We start from the raw sequence: 17,250 nt of genomic DNA, 5'->3' as shown, positions 1-17,250 counted from the left end.
AGAGCCGAGTATGTCGAAGTGGAAGTGCGACGCCTGCGGGACGGTCCACCGGCGGAACCCGAAGAAGTGTCGTTCCTGTGGGAACACGGTGCTCTCGCCGTATCACGGCGGCGACGAGGGAGACCGCGACTGGCTGCGCGTCGGACTCGCGGTCCTCGCCGCTCTCGTGGCCGTCTCGATCCTGTTCGTCGCGCTCGTCGTCCTCTAGTCGGACAAGAGCGTCGTCACCGCGTCGAGCGAGATGTCGATCGCCCGCTCGACGTTGTCCTTCGCCTTCTCCGGCAGTTCCTCGTCCTCGGTCTCGCCCTTCTGGGTGCCCTCGACGAGGTTGCCGTCGACCGTACAGATCGCCCCGGCGGCCATCTCCTTCCGGCGAGCGAGCGAGAAGACCGCCGCCGCCTCCATCTCCACCGAGAGCATCCCCGCGCGCTCCCAGTCGGCGACGTACTCGTCGGTCTCGGCGTAGAACGCGTCGTCGGAGGCGATCGGGCCGACGTGGACCTCCTCGCCCCGCCTTTCCGAAGCGTCGACCAGCGCCGAGAGCACGTCGTAGTCGGGTACCGCCGGGTAGGTCTCTGACTCGTAGCGCTTCGTCGTCCCCTCCTCCTTCGCCGCGCCGGTCGCCACGATCATGTCCCCGATCTCGATCCCCGACTGGAGCGCTCCCGTGGTACCCACCCGGACGACCGTCTCGACGCCCACCCGTTCGAGTTCCTCGATCGCGATCGCCGCGGAGGGACAGCCGATCCCGGTCGAACAGATCGAAAGCTCCGTCCCCTCGTAGGTCGCGTTCACGACACGGTACTCGCGGTTCTCGGCGACGAGGTCGTGTGAGTCACAGCGGCCGGCGATCCGATCGACCCGTTCGGGGTCGCCCGGGATCAGCGCGACCTCGTGGACGTCGCCCTCCTCGACCAGCAGGTGTGGCTGTTTCGCCATACGCGCGCTTCGACCGGTCCCGTCAAAAACCGGTCGGTCGTCGACCAGGGCTCCTCGCGCCGACCGAGGGACGAGAGGACGACACCGAACGGGATCGACGCCACGTCGCGTGGCCGCCCTCCACGCGCTCGGCCTCGACGACGGCCTCGTCACCGCCGAGCCGGAAGACCACCCGGGGGTTGGAACGAGTGACGAACTCGAGTTCACCCGCAGGGAGGAGCGTCGCGAACCCGCGGTAACAGGGCTCCACGCCGACCGGTCGTCGCACGACGAGGTTCTCCACGATCGAGGGACGCCACCGCGCTCACGGGTCGACGACGGATCCATCCAGGTCGTGATACCTTACCAGCCGAGCGTGAACAGCAGCAGGTTGTGGACGCCCGGACCGAGGCCGACCGCGGCGACGAGCCCGAGGAGGAGGTAGCCCTCGGCCGGAGCCTCCTCGACGTAATCGACGAACAGCCAGGTGAGGCCGACGGCGAGCGCGAGTTTCACGAGGACGAACAGCCAGCCACCGCCGAGGGCGGGCGCGAGCCCCTCCGCGAACTCCATGATCGCGAGCGGGATCGGTGATCGCTCGCCGGCACCCAGCAGGTCGACCCCGACCGCCGTCGAGACGCCGTCGAGGACGTGGCCGAACACCACCAGGAGGCCGACGAGTCCGGTCGTCTCCGCGACCATGGGGAGCCCGCGCCGGACGGCGACCCAGGTCGCCGCGGTGAGCGCGACCGACCCGATGGCGGCGACCGCCGGCCAGAACGGGTCGAGGCCTCCGAGGCCCGCCCCGAGCACCGTGCTCACGGCGGCGAGCGCCGCGAGCAGACCCGTCGCTCCCAGCACTCGATCGGTCCGTTCCCGATCCGAGAAGATTTCGCTCGCCACGAGCCAGATCGCACCGGCGAGAGCGAACGTACTGACGTAGACCGCGGGCGTGCCGAGGAGGGGTGAGAAGACCGGAGGTGCGAGGTCGGTGACGTAGAGGACGTGGAGGCCGGCGCCGGCGGCCATCCACGGCGCGAACGCCACCACCGTAGCCTCCCCGACGGTCGGACGACGCGTGAAGAGCAGCCCGCAGACGAGGACCGTCGCGAGCGCGAGCGGCAGGAGGTAGGCGGGCGGCGGTAGGGCGAAGCCCTCTGGCAGCACCATGGCGTAGGCGGGTCGCCCGCACGCAATGAGCGTTCCGATGTCCACGGTCCACCCCGTGGATTTTTCTCACGCCCTCGCCTCCGGAGTCCATGGATCGCGAGACGCTGGCGCCGATGATCGACCACACCGTCCTCGGCCCCGAGACGACTCCCGACGACGTTCACTCGGTACTGGACGAGGCAGCGGAGTACGGGATGAACGCCTGCGTCCCGCCGTGTTACGTCGCCGAGGCGGCCGAGTACGCCACCGAGGTGACGATCGCGACGGTGATCGGCTTTCCTCACGGGCAGAACGGCGCGGAGGCCAAGCGAGTCGAGGGCGTCGAGGCCTGGCGCGACGGCGCGGACGAACTCGACGTGGTGCTCAACCGTGGGTTGCTCCTCGCGGGCGCGGACGACCGGGTGAGCGAGGGGCTCGCCGAACTCGTCGCGGCGGTGCCGATCCCCGTGAAGGTGATCGTCGAGACGAGCGAGTTGCGTGAGGACGAGATCCGGCGGGCTGCCGAGGCCGTCGTCGAGGCGGATGCGGCGATGTTGAAGACCTCGACAGGGTTCGCCTCCGGCGGAGCGACGGTCGAGGCGGTCTCGCTGCTCGCGGAGTACTTACCCGTCAAAGCGAGCGGCGGGATCGGGAGCTACGAGGACGCGCTGGCGATGATCGAAGCGGGAGCCGAGCGGATCGGCGCGTCGTCCGGGGTGGCGATCCTCGAGGGGGCACCCGAGTGAGCGTTCGGCGGTCAGGCCGCCTCGCAAGCGAGTAGCAACTGCGTGCTCCCGTCGGTGAACGCGGAGGTGTAGAGGATGCCGTCGTCGAGTATCGGACCGCGACCGACGCTCTCGCCGTAGGTCTCGGAGAACCGTTCCGTACCGAAGCGGAGCGGGCCGATGCCGGTCCCTCCCGTTCGGTCGAACACGAACAGTGACTCGCCGCCGACGAAGACGGTGTCGCCGGCACCAGCGGGGCGGTTATCGCCGACTCGCCGAGCGAGGTCGACCAGCTCTCGGTTCCCGACTCGGCGTCGAGCGTCACGAGATCCGGTCCGGCGGCGACGTAGACGCGCTCGCGGTCGTAGGCGAGGCCGTCGCGGCTGCCGAATCCACCGACTGAGGCCGACCAGACCGCGAAGCCGTCGCCGGTGCCGCTCGGATCGATCGCGTGGACGTGGCCGGCCATCACGCCGGCGTAGACGTACTCCCTCCCGACGGTCGGCGCGGCTTCGGTTCTCGCGGGAAGCGAGTGCTCGAAGACGCCGTAGACCCTCCCGGCCTCGGTCGTCACGACCGCAGCGTAGGCCATCCAGACCGCGATCCCGTCGTTGATCCGACCGAGGACCACCGGCCGTCGCTCCCGGAGACGTGTCGAGAGGGGTCGGGTCGCTCGTCGCGTGAGACCGGCGTCCCGTTCGTCTCGGCCCCCTCGCCGGGCTCCGAACCCGAAAGACAGCCGAATCCGGCGACCGCGCCGAGCGCGAGGAGGACGTCTCGTCTGGAGTGCATCACTCGAGCTGTTCGATACCCGATAATAGCTCTTTCCCCGTGAGACCGTCGGCCTTTTGCTCGCGGGAACCGGACTCCCCCACGAATGGCGCGGTACCACATCGAGACGTACGGCTGTACGGCCAACCGGGGTGAGAGCCGCGAGATCGAGCGGCGGCTTCGCGACGCCGGGTCGTATCCCGTACCGAGCCCCGAGGAGGCCGACGTCTCGATCCTGAACACCTGCACGGTCGTCGAGAAGACGGAGACGAACATGCTCCGCCGGGCGGGCGAGCTAGAGGACGAAAGCGCCGACCTGATCGTCACCGGCTGTATGGCGCTCGCGCAGGGCGAGGCGTTCGCGAACGCCGGGATCGACGCCGAGGTGCTCCACTGGGACGCGGTGCCGCAGGCGGTGCTCGGTGGGGAGTGTCCGACGACGACGCCCGATACCGAACCGGTACTCGACGGCGTGATCGGTATCCTCCCGATCGCCCGTGGCTGTATGTCCGACTGTTCGTACTGCATCACGAAGCGAGCGACCGGGAAGATCGACTCGCCCCCGATCGAGGAGAACGTCGAGAAGGCGCGCGCGCTCGTCCACGCCGGGGCGCGCGAGATCCGCGTGACCGGTCAGGACACGGGCGTCTACGGCTGGGACACGGGCGAGCGGAAGCTGCACACGCTGTTGGAGGAGATCTGTGCGATCGACGGCGAGTTCCGGGTTCGAGTGGGGATGGCGAACCCGAAGGGTGTTCACGGTATCCGCGAGGAGCTCGCCGAGGTGTTCGCACGCGAGGAGAAGCTCTACGACTTCCTGCACATCCCGGTCCAGAGCGGGTCGAACGCGGTTCTCGGGGACATGCGCCGCCAGCACCGGGTCCGGGAGTTTCGCGAGGTGGTCGAGACGTTCGATGTTCGGGTGAGAGACTGGACGCTCTCGACGGACTTCATCGTCGGCTTTCCGAGCGAGGGCGAGGCGGACCACGAAGCGAGCATGGACCTCCTACGTGAGGTCCGACCAGAGAAGATCAACGTCACCCGCTTCTCGAAGCGGCCGGGAACCGACGCTGCGGCGATGAAGGGACTCGGCGGGACGGTGAAGAAAGAGCGCTCGCGGGAGATGAGCGCGCTCAAGCGCGAGATCGTCGCCGAGGTCTACGAGGGGCTCGTCGGGCAGGTCCGGGAGGTGCTCGCGGTCGAACCGGGTACCGGGGACTCGGTGAAGTGTCGGGATTCGGCGTACCGGCAGGTGATCGTCCGGGAGGCGTCCGAGTACGGCGTCGAACCCGGTGAGTTCCTCACCGTCGAGGTGACGAGCGCGGAGCCGATGTACGCCTTCGGGATCCCGAGCGAGCGCTGAGCGTCGCGTCGCTGGCGTCGACACCGCGAGACCGTGAGCCGACCTCAGCTCCGCTGTCTGAGGTTCTGGCCGCCAGCCCGCTCTGCGGGCATCTCGACGGACTCGTGGCAGATGACGTTGCGCCGTCCACGGGGGAGTTTTCGTACCCGCCCGTCGTCGTCCAGACCGGTGAGCAGCCGGCTCACCTTCGCCTTCGACCAGTCGGTCTCCTCGACGATCGAGGACTGCCACATCACGCCGTCGTTGTCGAGCAGCAGCTGGACGACGATCTCGTCGTCGGTGATCAGCATCGCTTCGTCGGCCGTCTCCGTCGTCGGCCGCCGGTCAGTGCGTCCGCTCGCCCGGTGATCCCGGGCGAGGATCGTCCGTAACCATCCTATCATGACATCCCACTGTCTTTGTACCGTGGCGACCACGGTGCATCTAACTCCACTGTACCGATGGTATTTGAACGCTCTGCTATCTCGGATAGCGTAGGTGATTCACCCGAACCGAACGGCTCGGTCGCGGTCGGTGACCGTCGCGCCGTCGGCCGCGGCGAACGCCTCGTGGAGTCGGTCGTAGGTCTCGGAGAGCCCCTCGACGATCACCTTCGTCTCACCGATGACCGGCATGAAGTTCGTATCCCCCTCCCAGCGCGGAACGACGTGGGTGTGGAGGTGGTCCCGGATCGACCCGCCCGCGCTCCGACCGAGGTTACAGCCGGTGTTCACGCCGTCGGGGGCGAACGCCCTGTCGAACGCCTCGATCGTCCGCTGTGTCAGCCGTGCGTGATCGAGCAGCTCCTCCTCTCCCAGGTCGGTGTACTCCCCTGTGTGGCGGTACGGGATCACCATCACGTGCCCGGGGTTGTAGGGGGCGTTGTTCAGCAGGACGAACGAGTGCTCGCTCCGCGCGACGATCCGACTCTCGCGATCGGCCCCCCGTCCCGGGAGCTCGCAGAAGACACACTCCTCGATCCCCGGGTTCTGCTCCTCGCGTTCGATCCACTCGATCCGCCACGGGGCGAACACCTGCTCCATGCCCGCAGTACGCGAGCGACGACTTATAAGGACGGTTTCAACCGATTACCGGTGATCGCCAGTACGGGTCGGCGATCACCGGTGAGAGACTACAATCGACCTCATTAGGCGACCCGGTCCCGGTGCCGGGAGGGACGCCGATTAAATATACGATTAATTTATGTTTTTGTATCACATATATACTCGGTATGGCCACCAGACCACCCCGACAAACGATGACCGAGCGGTGTCCGGCGTGCGAGGCGGAGACCGACCACGAGGTCTCGCTGGAGCTCAGAACGGAGAGCACCAAGGCCGAGAACGCACGCTACTCCCGGGAGCCCTACCGGATCACCCGCTGTCTCCGCTGTGGCGAACGCCGGAGTCAGCGGATGAACAACGCGTGAGCCTCCCGGGAGCGACGGCGTTCGCCGCGCCTACCGCGTCGTCACTTCACAGCCGTCCTCGGTGACGATGACGGTGTGTTCTTTCTGACTGACGAGGCGGCCTTCCTCCTCCTTCAGGACGGGGTAGCCGTGGACGAGCCCCTGGCTCTTGAGGCGTCTGAGCGCCATCTCCGCGCGTGGCTCGTCGAGCCAGCGGGTCGCGAACGGCAGGGTTCGGAACTCCTCGGTGATCTGTGAGAGCACCGCCCGCGCCTGCCGGTTCCTGACCGAGCCCTCGCGTTCGAGCGAGTAGATCTCCTCGTCGGTGCCCTCGCCGACCTTGCCGCTGCCGTCGGTCGCGAACGGCTCGATCGCGATCACCTGACCCACCTCGATCGAGACGCCCTGTGTGACCGCTCTGTTCGGGATACTCGGCGTCGTGTGCTGTTCCCAGTGGCCGAGACCGTGGCCCGAGAGATTCACGACCGGGTTGTAGCCGTAGCCTGTGATCGTCTCCTCGATCGCCGCGCCGATCTCGCCGGTGTCCGCGCCGGCTTCTACCCGGTCGATCGCCGCGGAGAGCGCCTCCTCGCTCGCCGTCACCAGGTCGTCGTTGCCCGAGAGGTCGACCGTGATCGCGGTGTCCGCGAGCCAGCCGTCGATGTGGACTCCGATGTCGAGGTTGATCATCTCCTCGCCGAACGTGCTCTCGTCGTCGGGCCCCGGCGTGGCGTGGGCTGCCTCCTCGTCGACCGAGATGTTCACCGGGAACGCCGGCTTTCCACCGAGCTCCCTGATCCGGTCCTCGGCGTACTCCGCGACCCCGAGGTGGCTCTCGCCCACCTCGACTCGATCCGCCGTCTCCTCGCGGACCTGCGCGAGGATCTCGCCCGCCTCCCGGTGTTTCTCGTACTGTTCGCCGTCGAGGTCCACGTCGCTCATGGGTTCCCTACCGACGACCGACCCAAAGCCGTTGCGTCTCGTCCCCGTGGGACTCACTCACTACCGGTTCGCGACGGCGATCTGCATCCCGTCGCTGTTGTACGCGCTGCCGACTTCTTCCCCATCGCAGACGATGATCCCGGCCGTGGAGCCGGTGAGCGACTCGAACTCCTCGATCGCGGTCTCCGCCGCCGTTTCAGGGGTATCGCCCGCCTCGAGCCCGTCGACCGCCAGCCGCGAGAGCGTCACGCGCGCGATGTCCTCGCCCGCGCCGGTCGCGCTCGCCCCGCCCGCGGGCGTGGCGTAGAACCCCGAGCCGACCTGCGGGACGTCGCCGACCCTCCCCGCCAGTGCGAGCCATCGGCCGCCCGTCGAAGTGGCCGCCGCGACACGCTCGCCGTCGCTCGCGACCGCCCCGACCGTGTCGTGATCCGATGCGGGATCGGCGGTCGTCCCCCCGAAGCGCTCTGTGACCCACGCGAGCTGCTCGCTCGGACCGCCTTCCGGCGGGTCGAGCTCCTCCCATCGGGCTCTCGTCTCCTCGGTCAGGCAGTCGACGCCCGTCTCGATACCGTAGTCGGCGGCGAACTCGACGGCCCGGTCTCCCGCGAGCAGGACGTGCGGCGTCCCCTCCATGACCGCCCGGGCGACGGCTACGGCGTTCTCGACGCCCTCCATCGAGCAGGCCGCGCCCACGGAGCGGTCCTCCGCCATGATCCCCGCATCCGTTCGCACGGTCCCGTCGCTCTGGACCGCGCCTCCCGTACCTGCGTTGAACCGGGGCGAGGACTCGAGCACCGCGACGGCGTCACAGACCGCCTCAACCGGTCTCTCCCGAGCCGCGCCGGCCGACGCCGCGTCGTCGAGGACCGCCTGTCGCGACTCTGGCTCCTCTGGGACGCCGCCGGCTCCGCCGTGGACTATCACCTGCATATCCGCCCTGTCGCTCGGGGGCGTATAACGGTGTGCGAAGCGGCGAGCCGGACGCCGAAACCCGACAGGCGACCGGTGTCCTTCGATTGCCGACGAATCGGAAATGAGAGGCCTTATGCTCGGGATGGACGACCGGTAAAACGAAATGAGCTACGAGCAGATCGAGGTTCCCGAGGAGGGCGAGGCGATCACCGTCGAGGGCGAGTCGCTCTCGGTTCCGGAGACGCCGATCGTACCGATCATCTACGGCGACGGCATCGGCGTCGACGTCGCCCCCGCCGCCCAGACGGTACTGGAGGCGGCCGCCGACGCCACCGGCCACGACATCTCCTGGATGCGGGTGTACGCCGGAGAGCACGCCAGAGAACGCTACGGCGAGGACGTACACTTACCCGACGAAACCGTCGAGGCGATCAGGGAGTACCGCGTCGCGATCAAGGGTCCGCTCACGACGCCCGTCGGATCGGGCTTCCGATCGCTGAACGTCGCGCTCCGGAAGGAACTCGACCTCTACGCGAACGTCCGACCCACCTACTATATCGACGGCGTCCCCTCCCCCGTGAAGAACCCCGAACAGATGGACATGGTCTCCTTCCGGGAGAACACCGAGGACGTCTACGCCGGTATCGAGTGGGAGGCCGGCACCGAGGAGGTCGAAAAGGTGCGACGGTTCGTCGAGGAGGAGATGGGCTACGAGGGCACGATCCACGACGGGCCCGTGGGCCTCGGCCTGAAGCCGATCACCGAGTTCGGGACCAAGCGCCTCGTCCGACGCGCCATCGACTACGCGCTCGAACAGGACCGCGAGTCGGTCACCCTGGTACACAAGGGTAACATCATGAAGTTCACCGAGGCGCAGTTCCGCGACTGGGGCTACGAGGTCGCAGAGGAGGAGTACGGCGACGAGGTGATCACCGAGGACACCCTCTGGGAGGAGCGCGACGGCGACGTTCCCGATGGCGTGGTCGTCGTCAACGACCGGATCGCCGACAACATGCTCCAGCAGCTGCTCACCCGCACCGACGAGTACGACGTGCTCGCGATGCCGAACCTCAACGGCGACTACCTCTCGGACTCCGCCGGCGCACAGATCGGCGGGCTGGGGATCGCACCGGGCGCGAACTTCGGCGAGCTCAGGTGCCTCGCCGAGCCCGTCCACGGCTCCGCGCCGAAGTACGCGGGTCAGGACAAGGTGAACCCGACGGCGATGATCCTCTCGGGCCGGCTCATGCTCGAGTACCTCGGTTGGGAGGAGGCCGGACAGCTCGTCCGCGACGCGGTCGAGGCGACCATCTCCGAGGGGACGGTCACCTACGACCTCCACCGGCAGATCGACGGCGGCGAGAAGGTCGCGACCAGCGAGTTCGCCGAGGCGGTCGTCGCCAACATCGAGACGCTGGCGTAGCCACCGGATCGAGCGATCAGATCCCGGCGGATCTGACGGCATCGAGACGCTCTCGGCGAACGCGTTTCGGTCCCTCACACTCTCGACGCGAGACGTCGAAACGATCCCGTGCGCCTCTCCTCAGTCGATCGCGTAGACGACCTCGACTCGTGCGGAGACCGAGACCGCACCCTCGTCGATCTCGGTGGGTGCGGCCGCCTCGTCCGCGACGTCGTCGGTCTCGACGACCGTCCCCCGATGTGGACGGAGATCCGTACCCGTCGTGGAGACGGCGACGACCCCGACCAGGTCGACGCCCTTCGCGCTCGCTATCACCTCCGCTTCCGAGCGAGCGGATCCGATAGCCTCCTCCAATGCCTCTGCTCTTACCGCCTCGCGCCGGTCGTTGCTCAGTGTGAACGTCACCCGGCCGACGCCGTCCGCGCCGCCCTCGACGGCGGCGTCGATCACCTCGCCGACCGAATCGACGTCGTCCACCTCGGCTCGATAGGTGTGCACACCCTCGAACCCGGGTGCCCGTCGTCGCTCGCGAATGTCGTATCGTCCCGTCGTGATACCGTCGTCGTCCACACCTGCGCCGATCAGCGCGTCCCGGAGTTCGGTCGTCCGCTCGGCCAGACCGCTCCGCACCGACTCCGCGTCGTCGCCGCTCTCCTCGACGCTGACCGACAGCACGGCGACGTCCGGGTCGGCCTCCGCCTCGCCGGTACCGGCGACCTGGATCGTCGCCGTCGCCTCCGATCCGTCCACGTCGACTTCGACACCGGCGGCCGTGAGCGGATCCCGTCCGTCGGCGTCGTCCGCAGAGAGGCAGCCGGCCAGCGCGAGCGCAGTGGCGGTACAGGTCGCGGTCAGGAAGGTTCGTCGTCGCATGCCGGGTCGTTCGGGACGAATAAATATATATTTCCTGATAACTCAAAGAGTCGTTTTACTCATCCCGGCGGCCGCCCGGTCGGACGCCGATCCCGTCGAAGCGGGCGATCGATCTCAGGGTTCGATACGCGCGAGCGTCCGTTCCCGGTCGAACGGCTCGTTCTCCCCGACTTCCCTCTCTACGACCCCACCGACGGGCGCGACCACGTCGACGCTCACCTTCTCGATCTGGACCTCACAGAGCGTATCGCCCTCCTCGACGGTCGACCCGTCGCGGACGAACCACGTGGCGACGATCCCCTCCTCGACGTCCGCGGCGTCCTCGGGCCAGATCGTGCCGGCGTCGACCGCGACCATCACCGGACCGCCCGGACCGCCCGGACCGCCCGGACCGCCTCCACGACGTCCTCCACGCCGGGCTGTACCTCCTCTTCCAGCGGTCGTGCGTACGGGATCGGTACGTCCGGGGTCGCGACGCGCTCGACCGCCTCCAGGTCGTCGAGCGCGCCCTCTGCGGCCCGAGCGAGGAGTTCGCCCGTGACGCCGAACGAGCGGTAGTCCTCGTCGACGGCCACGAGCCGGCCGGTCTTGCGGACCGAGTCGAGGACCGTCTCCGTATCCAGCGGGACGAGCGTCCGGAGGTCTATCACCTCGACGTCGACTTCGTCGGAGAGCTCTTCGGCCGCCTCGAGCGCCCGGTGGACGTGCAGTCCCTGGGTGACGACGGTGACGTCCTCGCCCTCGCGCTTGACGTCGGCCTCACCGAAGGGGATCTCGTAGGGCTCCTCGGGGACCGGGGTCTTCGGCCCCTCGGGCGCGGGCATCCACCCCAGTCCCATCAGCCGCTTGTGGAACATGTAGACGACGGGGTCGTCGTCGCGGATCGCCGCGTGCATCAGCCCCTTCGCGTCGTAGGCGGTCGAGGGGACGACGACCTTCATCCCCGGCAGGTGGGCGAACGTGCCGTAGAGCGTCCCTGAGTGCTGGGCGGCGTCGTTGTACGTCCCGCCGACGGCCGTCGTGAGCACCATCGGCACCGAGACCGATCCGCCGCTCATGTACGCGGTCTTCGCCATGTTGTTGTAGATCTGGTCCATACAGACGCCGAAGAAGTCGACGAACATCAGTTCGGCAATCGGGCGCATCCCCTGCATGGCTGCGCCGACCGCGGCGCCGATGAACCCCGTCTCGGAGATCGGGACGTCCATCACCCGGTCCTGGCCGAACTCCTCGAGCAGCCCCTCGGTCGAGTCGAAGATGCCGCCGTAGTCCGCGACGTCCTCGCCCATCACGAACACCTCCTCGCTCTCTTCCATCTCCGAGCGGATCGCCTCGACCATCGCCCGGCTCATCGTCAGCTCCCGATCGGTCGTCTCCGGACCGGGTGCCTCGACCTGCGCCATCACTCCTCACCCCCGTCGGTCGCGGCCATCTCGGGGCGTTCCGGCCATCCCTCCGGCTGCTGTGTGAAGACGTCCTCGTAGGCCTCCTCCGGGTCGGGCTGGGCTGGTCTTTCGCCCACTCGATCGCGTCTTCGACGCGGTCGTGGGCACGCTCGCGGATCCCATCGATCTCGTCGTCCTCGACGCCGTGTGCCCGGAGGCGCTCTTCCAGTCGCTCTATCGAGTCGAGCGCCTCCGCCCGCTCGACGTCCTCCCTGGGCCGGTAGCTCTCGGGGTCACCCATGAAGTGGCCCATCCGTCGGTGGACCTGCACCTCGAGGAGCGTCGGGCCGTTGCCGTTTCGCGCCCGTCCCATCGCCTCGCCGGCGGCCTCGTAGACGGCGACGGCATCGTCGACGTCGACGCGCTCGCCGCGCACCGCGAAGCCGTCGGCCCGCAGGGAGCCGTCGTCGACGTCGGTCACGCGCCCCTTGGGCATGCTGATCGCCCAGTCGTTGTCCTCGACGACGAAGACGACCGGCAGGTCGTGCAGCCCCGCGAGGTTGAGCGACTCGAGGAACGCCCCCTGGCTGATCGCTCCCTCGCCGAGGTACACCACGGCGACGTCGTCGGTGTTCCGTTTCTTCGCCCCGAGCGCGGCACCGACCGCGGGCGGACAGCCCTGGGCAATGATGCCGCTGCTCGCGAAGTTCACCCCGGGATCGTAGAGGTGCATGTGTCCGCTCTTTCCCTTCGACAGCCCCGTTCGGCGGCCGAAGATCTCGGCGGTCATCCGTCGCAGGTCGACACCCTTCGCGATCGCGACGTGGTGCGGTCGGTGTGGCGCGGTCACGACGTCGTCCGCGCGGAGATGCTGGCAGACGCCCACGGCGGCGGCCTCGTGGCCGGCCGCGAGGTGTAACTCGCCCGGGATCGGCCCGGCGGAGATGTCGAAGGCTGGCTGTTTTCCCTCGAGGTACTCCTCCTGGAGGCGTTCTTCGTACCGACGCGCCGTCACCGCGTGCTCGCACATCTCGTGTAGTTCGCTAACGCTTGGCATACACTCTCCCCGATACCGCTGCGACGACGGGCTGGTTAACTGTTTTCCCGGTGACGATCGTCCGTTCCCGGCTGTTGCTGCTCTCAGTCCCGCCAGGGCGGGTTCTCCCGTGGCGGGCTGAAGATGTCGACGCCCTCGACGGGACCGTCGCCGCGGTTCTCGGCCGCGTGGGCCTCCTCGCCGGGGATCGTGTAGGAGTCGCCCGCGACGACGACGGTCTCCTCGCCCTCGCCGTCGAGGAACGTCAGCTCGCCCCTGTAGACGAACCCCGCCTGCTCGTGTGGGTGGTCGTGCAGCGGGACCTCCGCACCGGGATCGATCCGGAAGTACTGGACGCTCATCAGTTCGCCCGCCGCGAGTTGTGCGAGGTTGATACCCGCTCCCGCTTCGGTCGTCTCGGTCAGTGGGACGCGCTCCATGGCCGGCCTACGAGCACGGGGGGAATAACGCTATGCGTGGCCGCAGGGTTCACGGTGGTCGACCTCCAACCGCCCGTATGTACGCTGTCGTCGGCTGCTCCCGGTGCTCGGCGCTCTGGATCCTCGAGGGGCGGGCGGAGACGGCCACCTGCCCGCGCTGTGAGAAACGCACCCCCCGAAAGCGGCTCCGGTCGTTCGTCGAGACCGACGATGCCGACCACGCCCGGGACGTCCGTGCGGCGATGCTCGCGGAACGGAGCGGGGAGGGAGAGGCGTTCGCGTCGGTCGGCTCGTTCGCAGAGACCGACGGGAGGGCGGGCGAACCGGTGATCGACGACGAGAGCCTCCTCGAGGCCGCGGGGATCGATCCGGAGGAGGCGGCCGCGGCAGCGGAGCGCCCCTTCAGGGGATCGACCGACCGGAAGACGCTCCTCCTCGAGGTCGTCTCGGACCTCGAGGAGCCGAGCGAAGAACGGATCCTGTCGGTCGCGGGGGAGCGAGGTCTCGACCGTTCGACGGCCGAACCCCTGCTCGAAAAACTCGTTCGGTCGGGGACGCTCACCGAACACCGCGGGCGCTACCGGGTGCTCTAGATCGCCTGCCAGATCGCGAGCGCGGTCGCGAGCGCCGCGAGCGCCGTCTGTACGATCCGCAGGCGCAGGAGCGTCCGCTCTTTTCGACGCGTGGGGCCGTCTCGTCTCCGTGCCATGGTGGTGGTATCCGCGGGTGCTCACCCGGTGGATACCGTTCGTCCGATTCACGTCTGGAACAATAACCCCGAGCCACGGGCAGGGTGAAAGTAAAACGTTTCGTCCCGATCCACTGTTGGTTTCTGTATCCCATCTAACTGATTAACTTCTTCTCGGTCGAAATATTCAAGAGCGAGGACCCTCGATACTCGCCCAACCATGGTGGTGGCTGACACGGAGGGCGGACCGGAGGTGATCCGGGTCGATCCGGACGGCGACGTCTACCGGGTGCGTCACGAGTTCGACGGACCCACGGCGCTGAGCACGACGGTGATCCTCGCGGTGGAGTCGGTCACCGAACGGTCCATGGCGGAGATGCCGCTCTACGAGGTGATCGACCCGGAGTGCCTCGACGGCCTGTTCCAGCCGATCGGCGGACACAGGGAGGGGATGCGTGGACACGTCGAGTTCCCGTACGGGGGCTATCTGGTCCGGGTCGACGCCGACGGCGAGATACTGATCGGTCCGCTCGACCCCAGTTAGGGACTGCTGTACCTGTGTACCGCTCGGACCGGTATCCGCCGCTCTGTCAGAAGGGGACGGACGGAGAGCAGCCCGTATGAAACCAACCGGTGACCGGGGGCTGGCGATCGTCGGGCCGGGACGACAGCCCCCTCGAGGCTCACCGACCGAGTTCGGCGTGTGCGCTCGAGAGGTGTCGCGAGGCGAGCGCGCCCAGAAGCGAGAGTTCGCCACAGAGCGCGCCGGCCGCGATCACCTCGGCGAGCGCGTCGGCGTTCGATCCCGGCGGGTCGCCACCGCCGCGAAGCCCGAGCAGCGAGAGCGCCTCGGCCTGGGTGGGGAGTTTCGTCCCGCCGCCGACGGTTCCGACCTCCAGACTCGCGAACGTGACGCTCACGTAGAGCCCCTCCGTGCGTGCCTCGGCGGTCGTGATCGCGTTCGCGCCCTCGACCACCTGCGCCCCGTCCTGACCCGTGGCGAGGAAGGCCGCGGCGACGACGTTCGCGGCGTGGGCGTTGAACCCCAGGCTCCCGGCCTTCGCGCTCCCGATCAGGTTCTTCCGGGTGTTCGCCTCGGCGATCGCCTCGGGCGCGGCGTGCAACCGCTCGACGACCGTCTCGCGGGGGATCAGCGCGTCCGCGGCGACCGTCCGACCCCTGCCCTGGATCGCGTTGATCGCGGCGGGTTTCTTGTCCGTACAGAGGTTGCCCGAGAGCGCGACGAGCGAGGCGGGCGTCTCCTCCTCGACCAGGTAACAGGCCGTCTCGGTCGCGATCGTCACCATGTTCATCCCCATCGCGTCCTTCGTGTCGAAGAGAAATCGCAGGAAGACGTTGTCCCCGACGACGTAGGGCTCGATCCCCAGCAGTTCGCCGTGGCTCGTCGTTTCCTCCGCGCGCTCGGCGAGTCGCTCCTCGTTCTCGCCGACCCACTCGACGACGGTCGCGGCCTCCGCGACGCCCGAGACCCGGAAGACCGGCGCCCGGGTCATCCCCGACTTCAACACGCGCGTCGTCACGCCCCCGGCACTCCGAAGCACCGACGCACCCCGGTTCACCGAGGCGACGAGCGCGCCCTCCGTCGTCGCGAGTGGCAGGTGGTAGTCTCCGGAGGCCGAACTCCCCTCGACCGGGAGCGGGCCGACGACGCCGGTCGGGATCTGCGTCCCCCCGATCATGTTCTCGACGTTCGGGTCGGCACGTTCGGCCGGGAAGGCGTACGCCCCGGTCGTCTCGAGCGAGACGCCCGTTTCACTCTCCAGATACCGTCTCCGGGCGGTCGCGGCCGTCTCGTGATCGGCGTGCTCCTCGAGTTCGTGGAGACGAAGCTCGCCCTCGCGCACGCGCTCTGCGAGTTCCTCGGCGTCGGGATCGGTCATGGCCCCACCTGCGACCGCGGCCGTCAAAGGGGTTCCGAGAGGCGAGCGTTCTTCGTCCCCTCGCCCGTCTCGCCGTCATGATCGAGATCGACCCCGAGCGATTCTGCGAGAGCTTCGACCGCTACGCGGAGATCGGCGCGACCGAGAACGGCGGACTGGACAGGCTCACCTGTACCGAGGCGGACCGCGAGGCACGCGACGCGCTCGTCTCCGACGCGGAGGCCATCGGCCTCGACGTGCGGGTCGACGGGATCGGGAACGTCTTCGCCCGCCGCGAGGGACTCGACCCCGACGCCGACCCCGTGCTGATCGGCTCGCACCTCGACTCGCAGCCGAAGGGCGGGCGCTTCGACGGACAGCTCGGCGTCCTCGCGGCGCTCGAGACGCTCCGGGCGTTCGAGGACGGAGGCGTCGAGACGGATCGACCGGTCGAACTCGTCGACTGGACGAACGAGGAGGGCTCGCGCTTCGAGCAGGCGATGCTCGGCAGCGCGGTCTTCGCCGGACGGACATCGCTCTCCGAGGCGCTCTCGCTCACCGACGACACCGGTACCTCACTCGGCGAGGCGCTCTCCGAGATCGGGTACCGGGGCGAACCCGGCGAGATCGACCCCGCGGCGTGTCTCGAACTCCACGTCGAACAGGGACCGCGACTGGAAGAGCGGGGTGTGTCGGTCGGGATCGTCGAGGGGGTGTTCGGGATGGCGTGGCTCCGGGTCACGATCGAGGGCGAGGCGAACCACGCGGGGCCGACGCCGATGCACGCCCGGAAGGACGCGCTCGCGGCGGCGGTGGACGCGATCGACGCGATCGGGGAGCTCCCCGGGAGGCTCTCGCCGGAGGCGGTCGCGACGGTGGGTCGGATCTCGGTCGAACCCGATTCGATCAACGTGATCCCCGCGCGGGCGACGTTCACGGTCGACGTCCGTGCCGATTCGGACACCGTCGTCGATCGGGCGATCGAGCGCGTGGAGCGGGAGCTCGCGGCTGCCTGTGATCGCCACGGGACGACGTTCGATCTAGATGAACGGTGGCGATCCGACCGTGTGACGTTCTCCCCGGTCGTTCGGAACGCGCTCGCCGCGGCCGCGGAGAGCCGTGACGTCGCCGTGGAGCACCTTCCGAGCGGGGCGGGTCACGACGCCGTCTCGCTCGCCCCGGTGGCGGAGTCGGGGATGGTGTTCGTCCCGAGCGCGGAGGGGATCACGCACAACGAGCGGGAGTTCACGCCCTGGGAGGACGCCGTCGCCGGCGCGCGGGTCTTCGCGGGCGCGACGTACGACCTCGCGACGGAGTGAGCCGGTTTCCGTACGCTTATTCCGGTCGGCCTCGCC

Annotated in this window: 21 protein-coding genes and 2 pseudogenes; 8 read left to right on the top strand and 15 right to left on the bottom strand. The window is 68.5% G+C overall.

Annotation, left to right across the window (positions count from 1 at the left end):
- Nucleotides 1-10: 10 nt before the first annotated feature.
- Entirely contained in the window at nt 11-208 is a 198-nt protein-coding gene (locus tag V2L32_RS17290; protein ID WP_331233785.1) for a hypothetical protein, read from the top strand.
- On the opposite strand, the gene V2L32_RS17285 is transcribed toward V2L32_RS17290, so the two are convergent.
- Both V2L32_RS17285 and V2L32_RS17280 read right to left on the bottom strand, forming a co-directional pair.
- A complete protein-coding gene (locus V2L32_RS17285) occupies nt 205-939 on the bottom strand; it encodes a nucleoside phosphorylase (protein WP_331233784.1) in 735 nt (244 codons plus the stop codon). The genes V2L32_RS17290 and V2L32_RS17285 overlap by 4 nt on opposite strands.
- 342 nt (nt 940-1,281) lie before the next feature.
- Nucleotides 1,282-2,088, bottom strand: a complete 807-nt coding sequence (locus tag V2L32_RS17280) for a DUF63 family protein (protein ID WP_331233783.1) — start codon at nt 2,086-2,088, stop codon at nt 1,282-1,284.
- Nucleotides 2,089-2,177: 89 nt separating this feature from the next.
- Here V2L32_RS17280 and deoC point away from each other — a divergent pair, with 89 nt between their 5' ends.
- A complete protein-coding gene (deoC, locus tag V2L32_RS17275; protein WP_331233782.1) occupies nt 2,178-2,813 on the top strand; it encodes a deoxyribose-phosphate aldolase in 636 nt (211 codons plus the stop codon).
- A gap of 11 nt (nt 2,814-2,824) precedes the next feature.
- Here deoC and V2L32_RS17270 read toward each other — a convergent pair whose 3' ends face one another.
- From V2L32_RS17270 to V2L32_RS17265, 3 genes and pseudogenes are all read right to left on the bottom strand, one after another.
- Nucleotides 2,825-3,001 (bottom strand): hypothetical protein, encoded by a 177-nt coding sequence (locus V2L32_RS17270; RefSeq protein ID WP_331233781.1) that lies wholly within the window; start codon nt 2,999-3,001, stop codon nt 2,825-2,827.
- A 50-nt stretch (nt 3,002-3,051) separates the two neighbouring features.
- Nucleotides 3,052-3,261 (bottom strand): annotated as a pseudogene (locus V2L32_RS21165) (outer membrane protein assembly factor BamB family protein); the annotation flags it as partial.
- Between the two features lie 101 nt (nt 3,262-3,362).
- On the bottom strand, nt 3,363-3,584 hold the full coding sequence (locus tag V2L32_RS17265; RefSeq protein WP_331233780.1) for a hypothetical protein: 222 nt from the start codon (nt 3,582-3,584) through the stop codon (nt 3,363-3,365).
- 85 nt (nt 3,585-3,669) lie between these two features.
- Here V2L32_RS17265 and V2L32_RS17260 point away from each other — a divergent pair, with 85 nt between their 5' ends.
- Nucleotides 3,670-4,926, top strand: coding sequence for a tRNA (N(6)-L-threonylcarbamoyladenosine(37)-C(2))-methylthiotransferase (locus V2L32_RS17260; RefSeq protein WP_331233778.1), 1,257 nt, complete (start codon nt 3,670-3,672; stop codon nt 4,924-4,926).
- A 44-nt stretch (nt 4,927-4,970) separates the two neighbouring features.
- On the opposite strand, the gene V2L32_RS17255 is transcribed toward V2L32_RS17260, so the two are convergent.
- Both V2L32_RS17255 and V2L32_RS17250 read right to left on the bottom strand, forming a co-directional pair.
- A complete protein-coding gene (locus V2L32_RS17255; RefSeq protein ID WP_331233777.1) occupies nt 4,971-5,309 on the bottom strand; it encodes a helix-turn-helix transcriptional regulator in 339 nt (112 codons plus the stop codon).
- 99 nt (nt 5,310-5,408) lie between these two features.
- On the bottom strand, nt 5,409-5,948 hold the full coding sequence (locus V2L32_RS17250) for an HIT family protein (protein WP_331233776.1): 540 nt from the start codon (nt 5,946-5,948) through the stop codon (nt 5,409-5,411).
- Nucleotides 5,949-6,136: 188 nt separating this feature from the next.
- Between V2L32_RS17250 and V2L32_RS17245 the strand changes: the two genes are divergently transcribed.
- Nucleotides 6,137-6,334: a DUF7835 family putative zinc beta-ribbon protein gene (locus V2L32_RS17245; RefSeq protein ID WP_331233775.1), complete on the top strand. Its 198-nt coding sequence runs from the start codon at nt 6,137-6,139 to the stop codon at nt 6,332-6,334.
- A 30-nt stretch (nt 6,335-6,364) separates the two neighbouring features.
- On the opposite strand, the gene map is transcribed toward V2L32_RS17245, so the two are convergent.
- Nucleotides 6,365-7,255, bottom strand: coding sequence for a type II methionyl aminopeptidase (gene map, locus V2L32_RS17240; protein ID WP_331233774.1), 891 nt, complete (start codon nt 7,253-7,255; stop codon nt 6,365-6,367).
- 60 nt (nt 7,256-7,315) lie between these two features.
- Nucleotides 7,316-8,188, bottom strand: coding sequence for an isoaspartyl peptidase/L-asparaginase (locus tag V2L32_RS17235; RefSeq protein ID WP_331233773.1), 873 nt, complete (start codon nt 8,186-8,188; stop codon nt 7,316-7,318).
- Nucleotides 8,189-8,333: 145 nt separating this feature from the next.
- Here V2L32_RS17235 and icd point away from each other — a divergent pair, with 145 nt between their 5' ends.
- The gene (gene icd, locus V2L32_RS17230) at nt 8,334-9,593 is read left to right on the top strand and encodes an isocitrate dehydrogenase (NADP(+)) (RefSeq protein ID WP_331233772.1); all 1,260 of its coding nucleotides are present in this window, start codon (nt 8,334-8,336) and stop codon (nt 9,591-9,593) included.
- A 120-nt stretch (nt 9,594-9,713) separates the two neighbouring features.
- Here icd and V2L32_RS17225 read toward each other — a convergent pair whose 3' ends face one another.
- The 5 genes and pseudogenes from V2L32_RS17225 to V2L32_RS17205 form a co-directional block, all read right to left on the bottom strand.
- Nucleotides 9,714-10,466 (bottom strand): SIMPL domain-containing protein, encoded by a 753-nt coding sequence (locus V2L32_RS17225; protein ID WP_331233771.1) that lies wholly within the window; start codon nt 10,464-10,466, stop codon nt 9,714-9,716.
- Between the two features lie 114 nt (nt 10,467-10,580).
- Complete coding sequence (locus tag V2L32_RS17220; RefSeq protein ID WP_331233770.1) at nt 10,581-10,823, bottom strand: lipoyl domain-containing protein; 243 nt, start codon at nt 10,821-10,823, stop codon at nt 10,581-10,583.
- Nucleotides 10,823-11,869 carry an alpha-ketoacid dehydrogenase subunit beta gene (locus tag V2L32_RS17215; RefSeq protein ID WP_331233769.1) on the bottom strand — a complete coding sequence of 349 codons (1,047 nt, stop codon included), beginning with the start codon at nt 11,867-11,869 and terminating at the stop codon, nt 10,823-10,825. The genes V2L32_RS17220 and V2L32_RS17215 overlap by 1 nt, the downstream gene beginning before the upstream one ends.
- Nucleotides 11,869-12,881 (bottom strand): annotated as a pseudogene (locus V2L32_RS17210) (thiamine pyrophosphate-dependent dehydrogenase E1 component subunit alpha). The gene V2L32_RS17215 and the pseudogene V2L32_RS17210 overlap by 1 nt, the downstream one beginning before the upstream one ends.
- Nucleotides 12,882-12,991: 110 nt before the next feature.
- Nucleotides 12,992-13,327 (bottom strand): cupin domain-containing protein, encoded by a 336-nt coding sequence (locus V2L32_RS17205; protein WP_331233768.1) that lies wholly within the window; start codon nt 13,325-13,327, stop codon nt 12,992-12,994.
- Nucleotides 13,328-13,404: 77 nt separating this feature from the next.
- On the opposite strand from V2L32_RS17205, the gene V2L32_RS17200 reads away from it, so the two are divergent.
- Both V2L32_RS17200 and V2L32_RS17195 read left to right on the top strand, forming a co-directional pair.
- Nucleotides 13,405-13,920, top strand: coding sequence for a DUF5817 domain-containing protein (locus tag V2L32_RS17200; protein WP_331233766.1), 516 nt, complete (start codon nt 13,405-13,407; stop codon nt 13,918-13,920).
- Between the two features lie 315 nt (nt 13,921-14,235).
- Nucleotides 14,236-14,559: a HalOD1 output domain-containing protein gene (locus tag V2L32_RS17195; RefSeq protein ID WP_331233765.1), complete on the top strand. Its 324-nt coding sequence runs from the start codon at nt 14,236-14,238 to the stop codon at nt 14,557-14,559.
- A 139-nt stretch (nt 14,560-14,698) separates the two neighbouring features.
- Here the strand turns inward: V2L32_RS17195 and hmgA are convergent, their stop codons facing one another.
- Entirely contained in the window at nt 14,699-15,916 is a 1,218-nt protein-coding gene (gene hmgA, locus V2L32_RS17190) for a hydroxymethylglutaryl-CoA reductase (NADPH) (RefSeq protein ID WP_331233764.1), read from the bottom strand.
- A gap of 77 nt (nt 15,917-15,993) precedes the next feature.
- Here hmgA and V2L32_RS17185 point away from each other — a divergent pair, with 77 nt between their 5' ends.
- Nucleotides 15,994-17,214: a Zn-dependent hydrolase gene (locus tag V2L32_RS17185; protein ID WP_331233762.1), complete on the top strand. Its 1,221-nt coding sequence runs from the start codon at nt 15,994-15,996 to the stop codon at nt 17,212-17,214.
- The last annotated feature ends 36 nt before the right edge of the window (nt 17,215-17,250 follow it).

The organism is Halalkalicoccus sp. CGA53 (assembly GCF_036429475.1).
Taxonomy (GTDB): Archaea; Halobacteriota; Halobacteria; order Halobacteriales; family Halalkalicoccaceae; genus Natronorarus; species Natronorarus salvus.
This window is presented reverse-complemented; position numbering and strand designations above follow the sequence as displayed.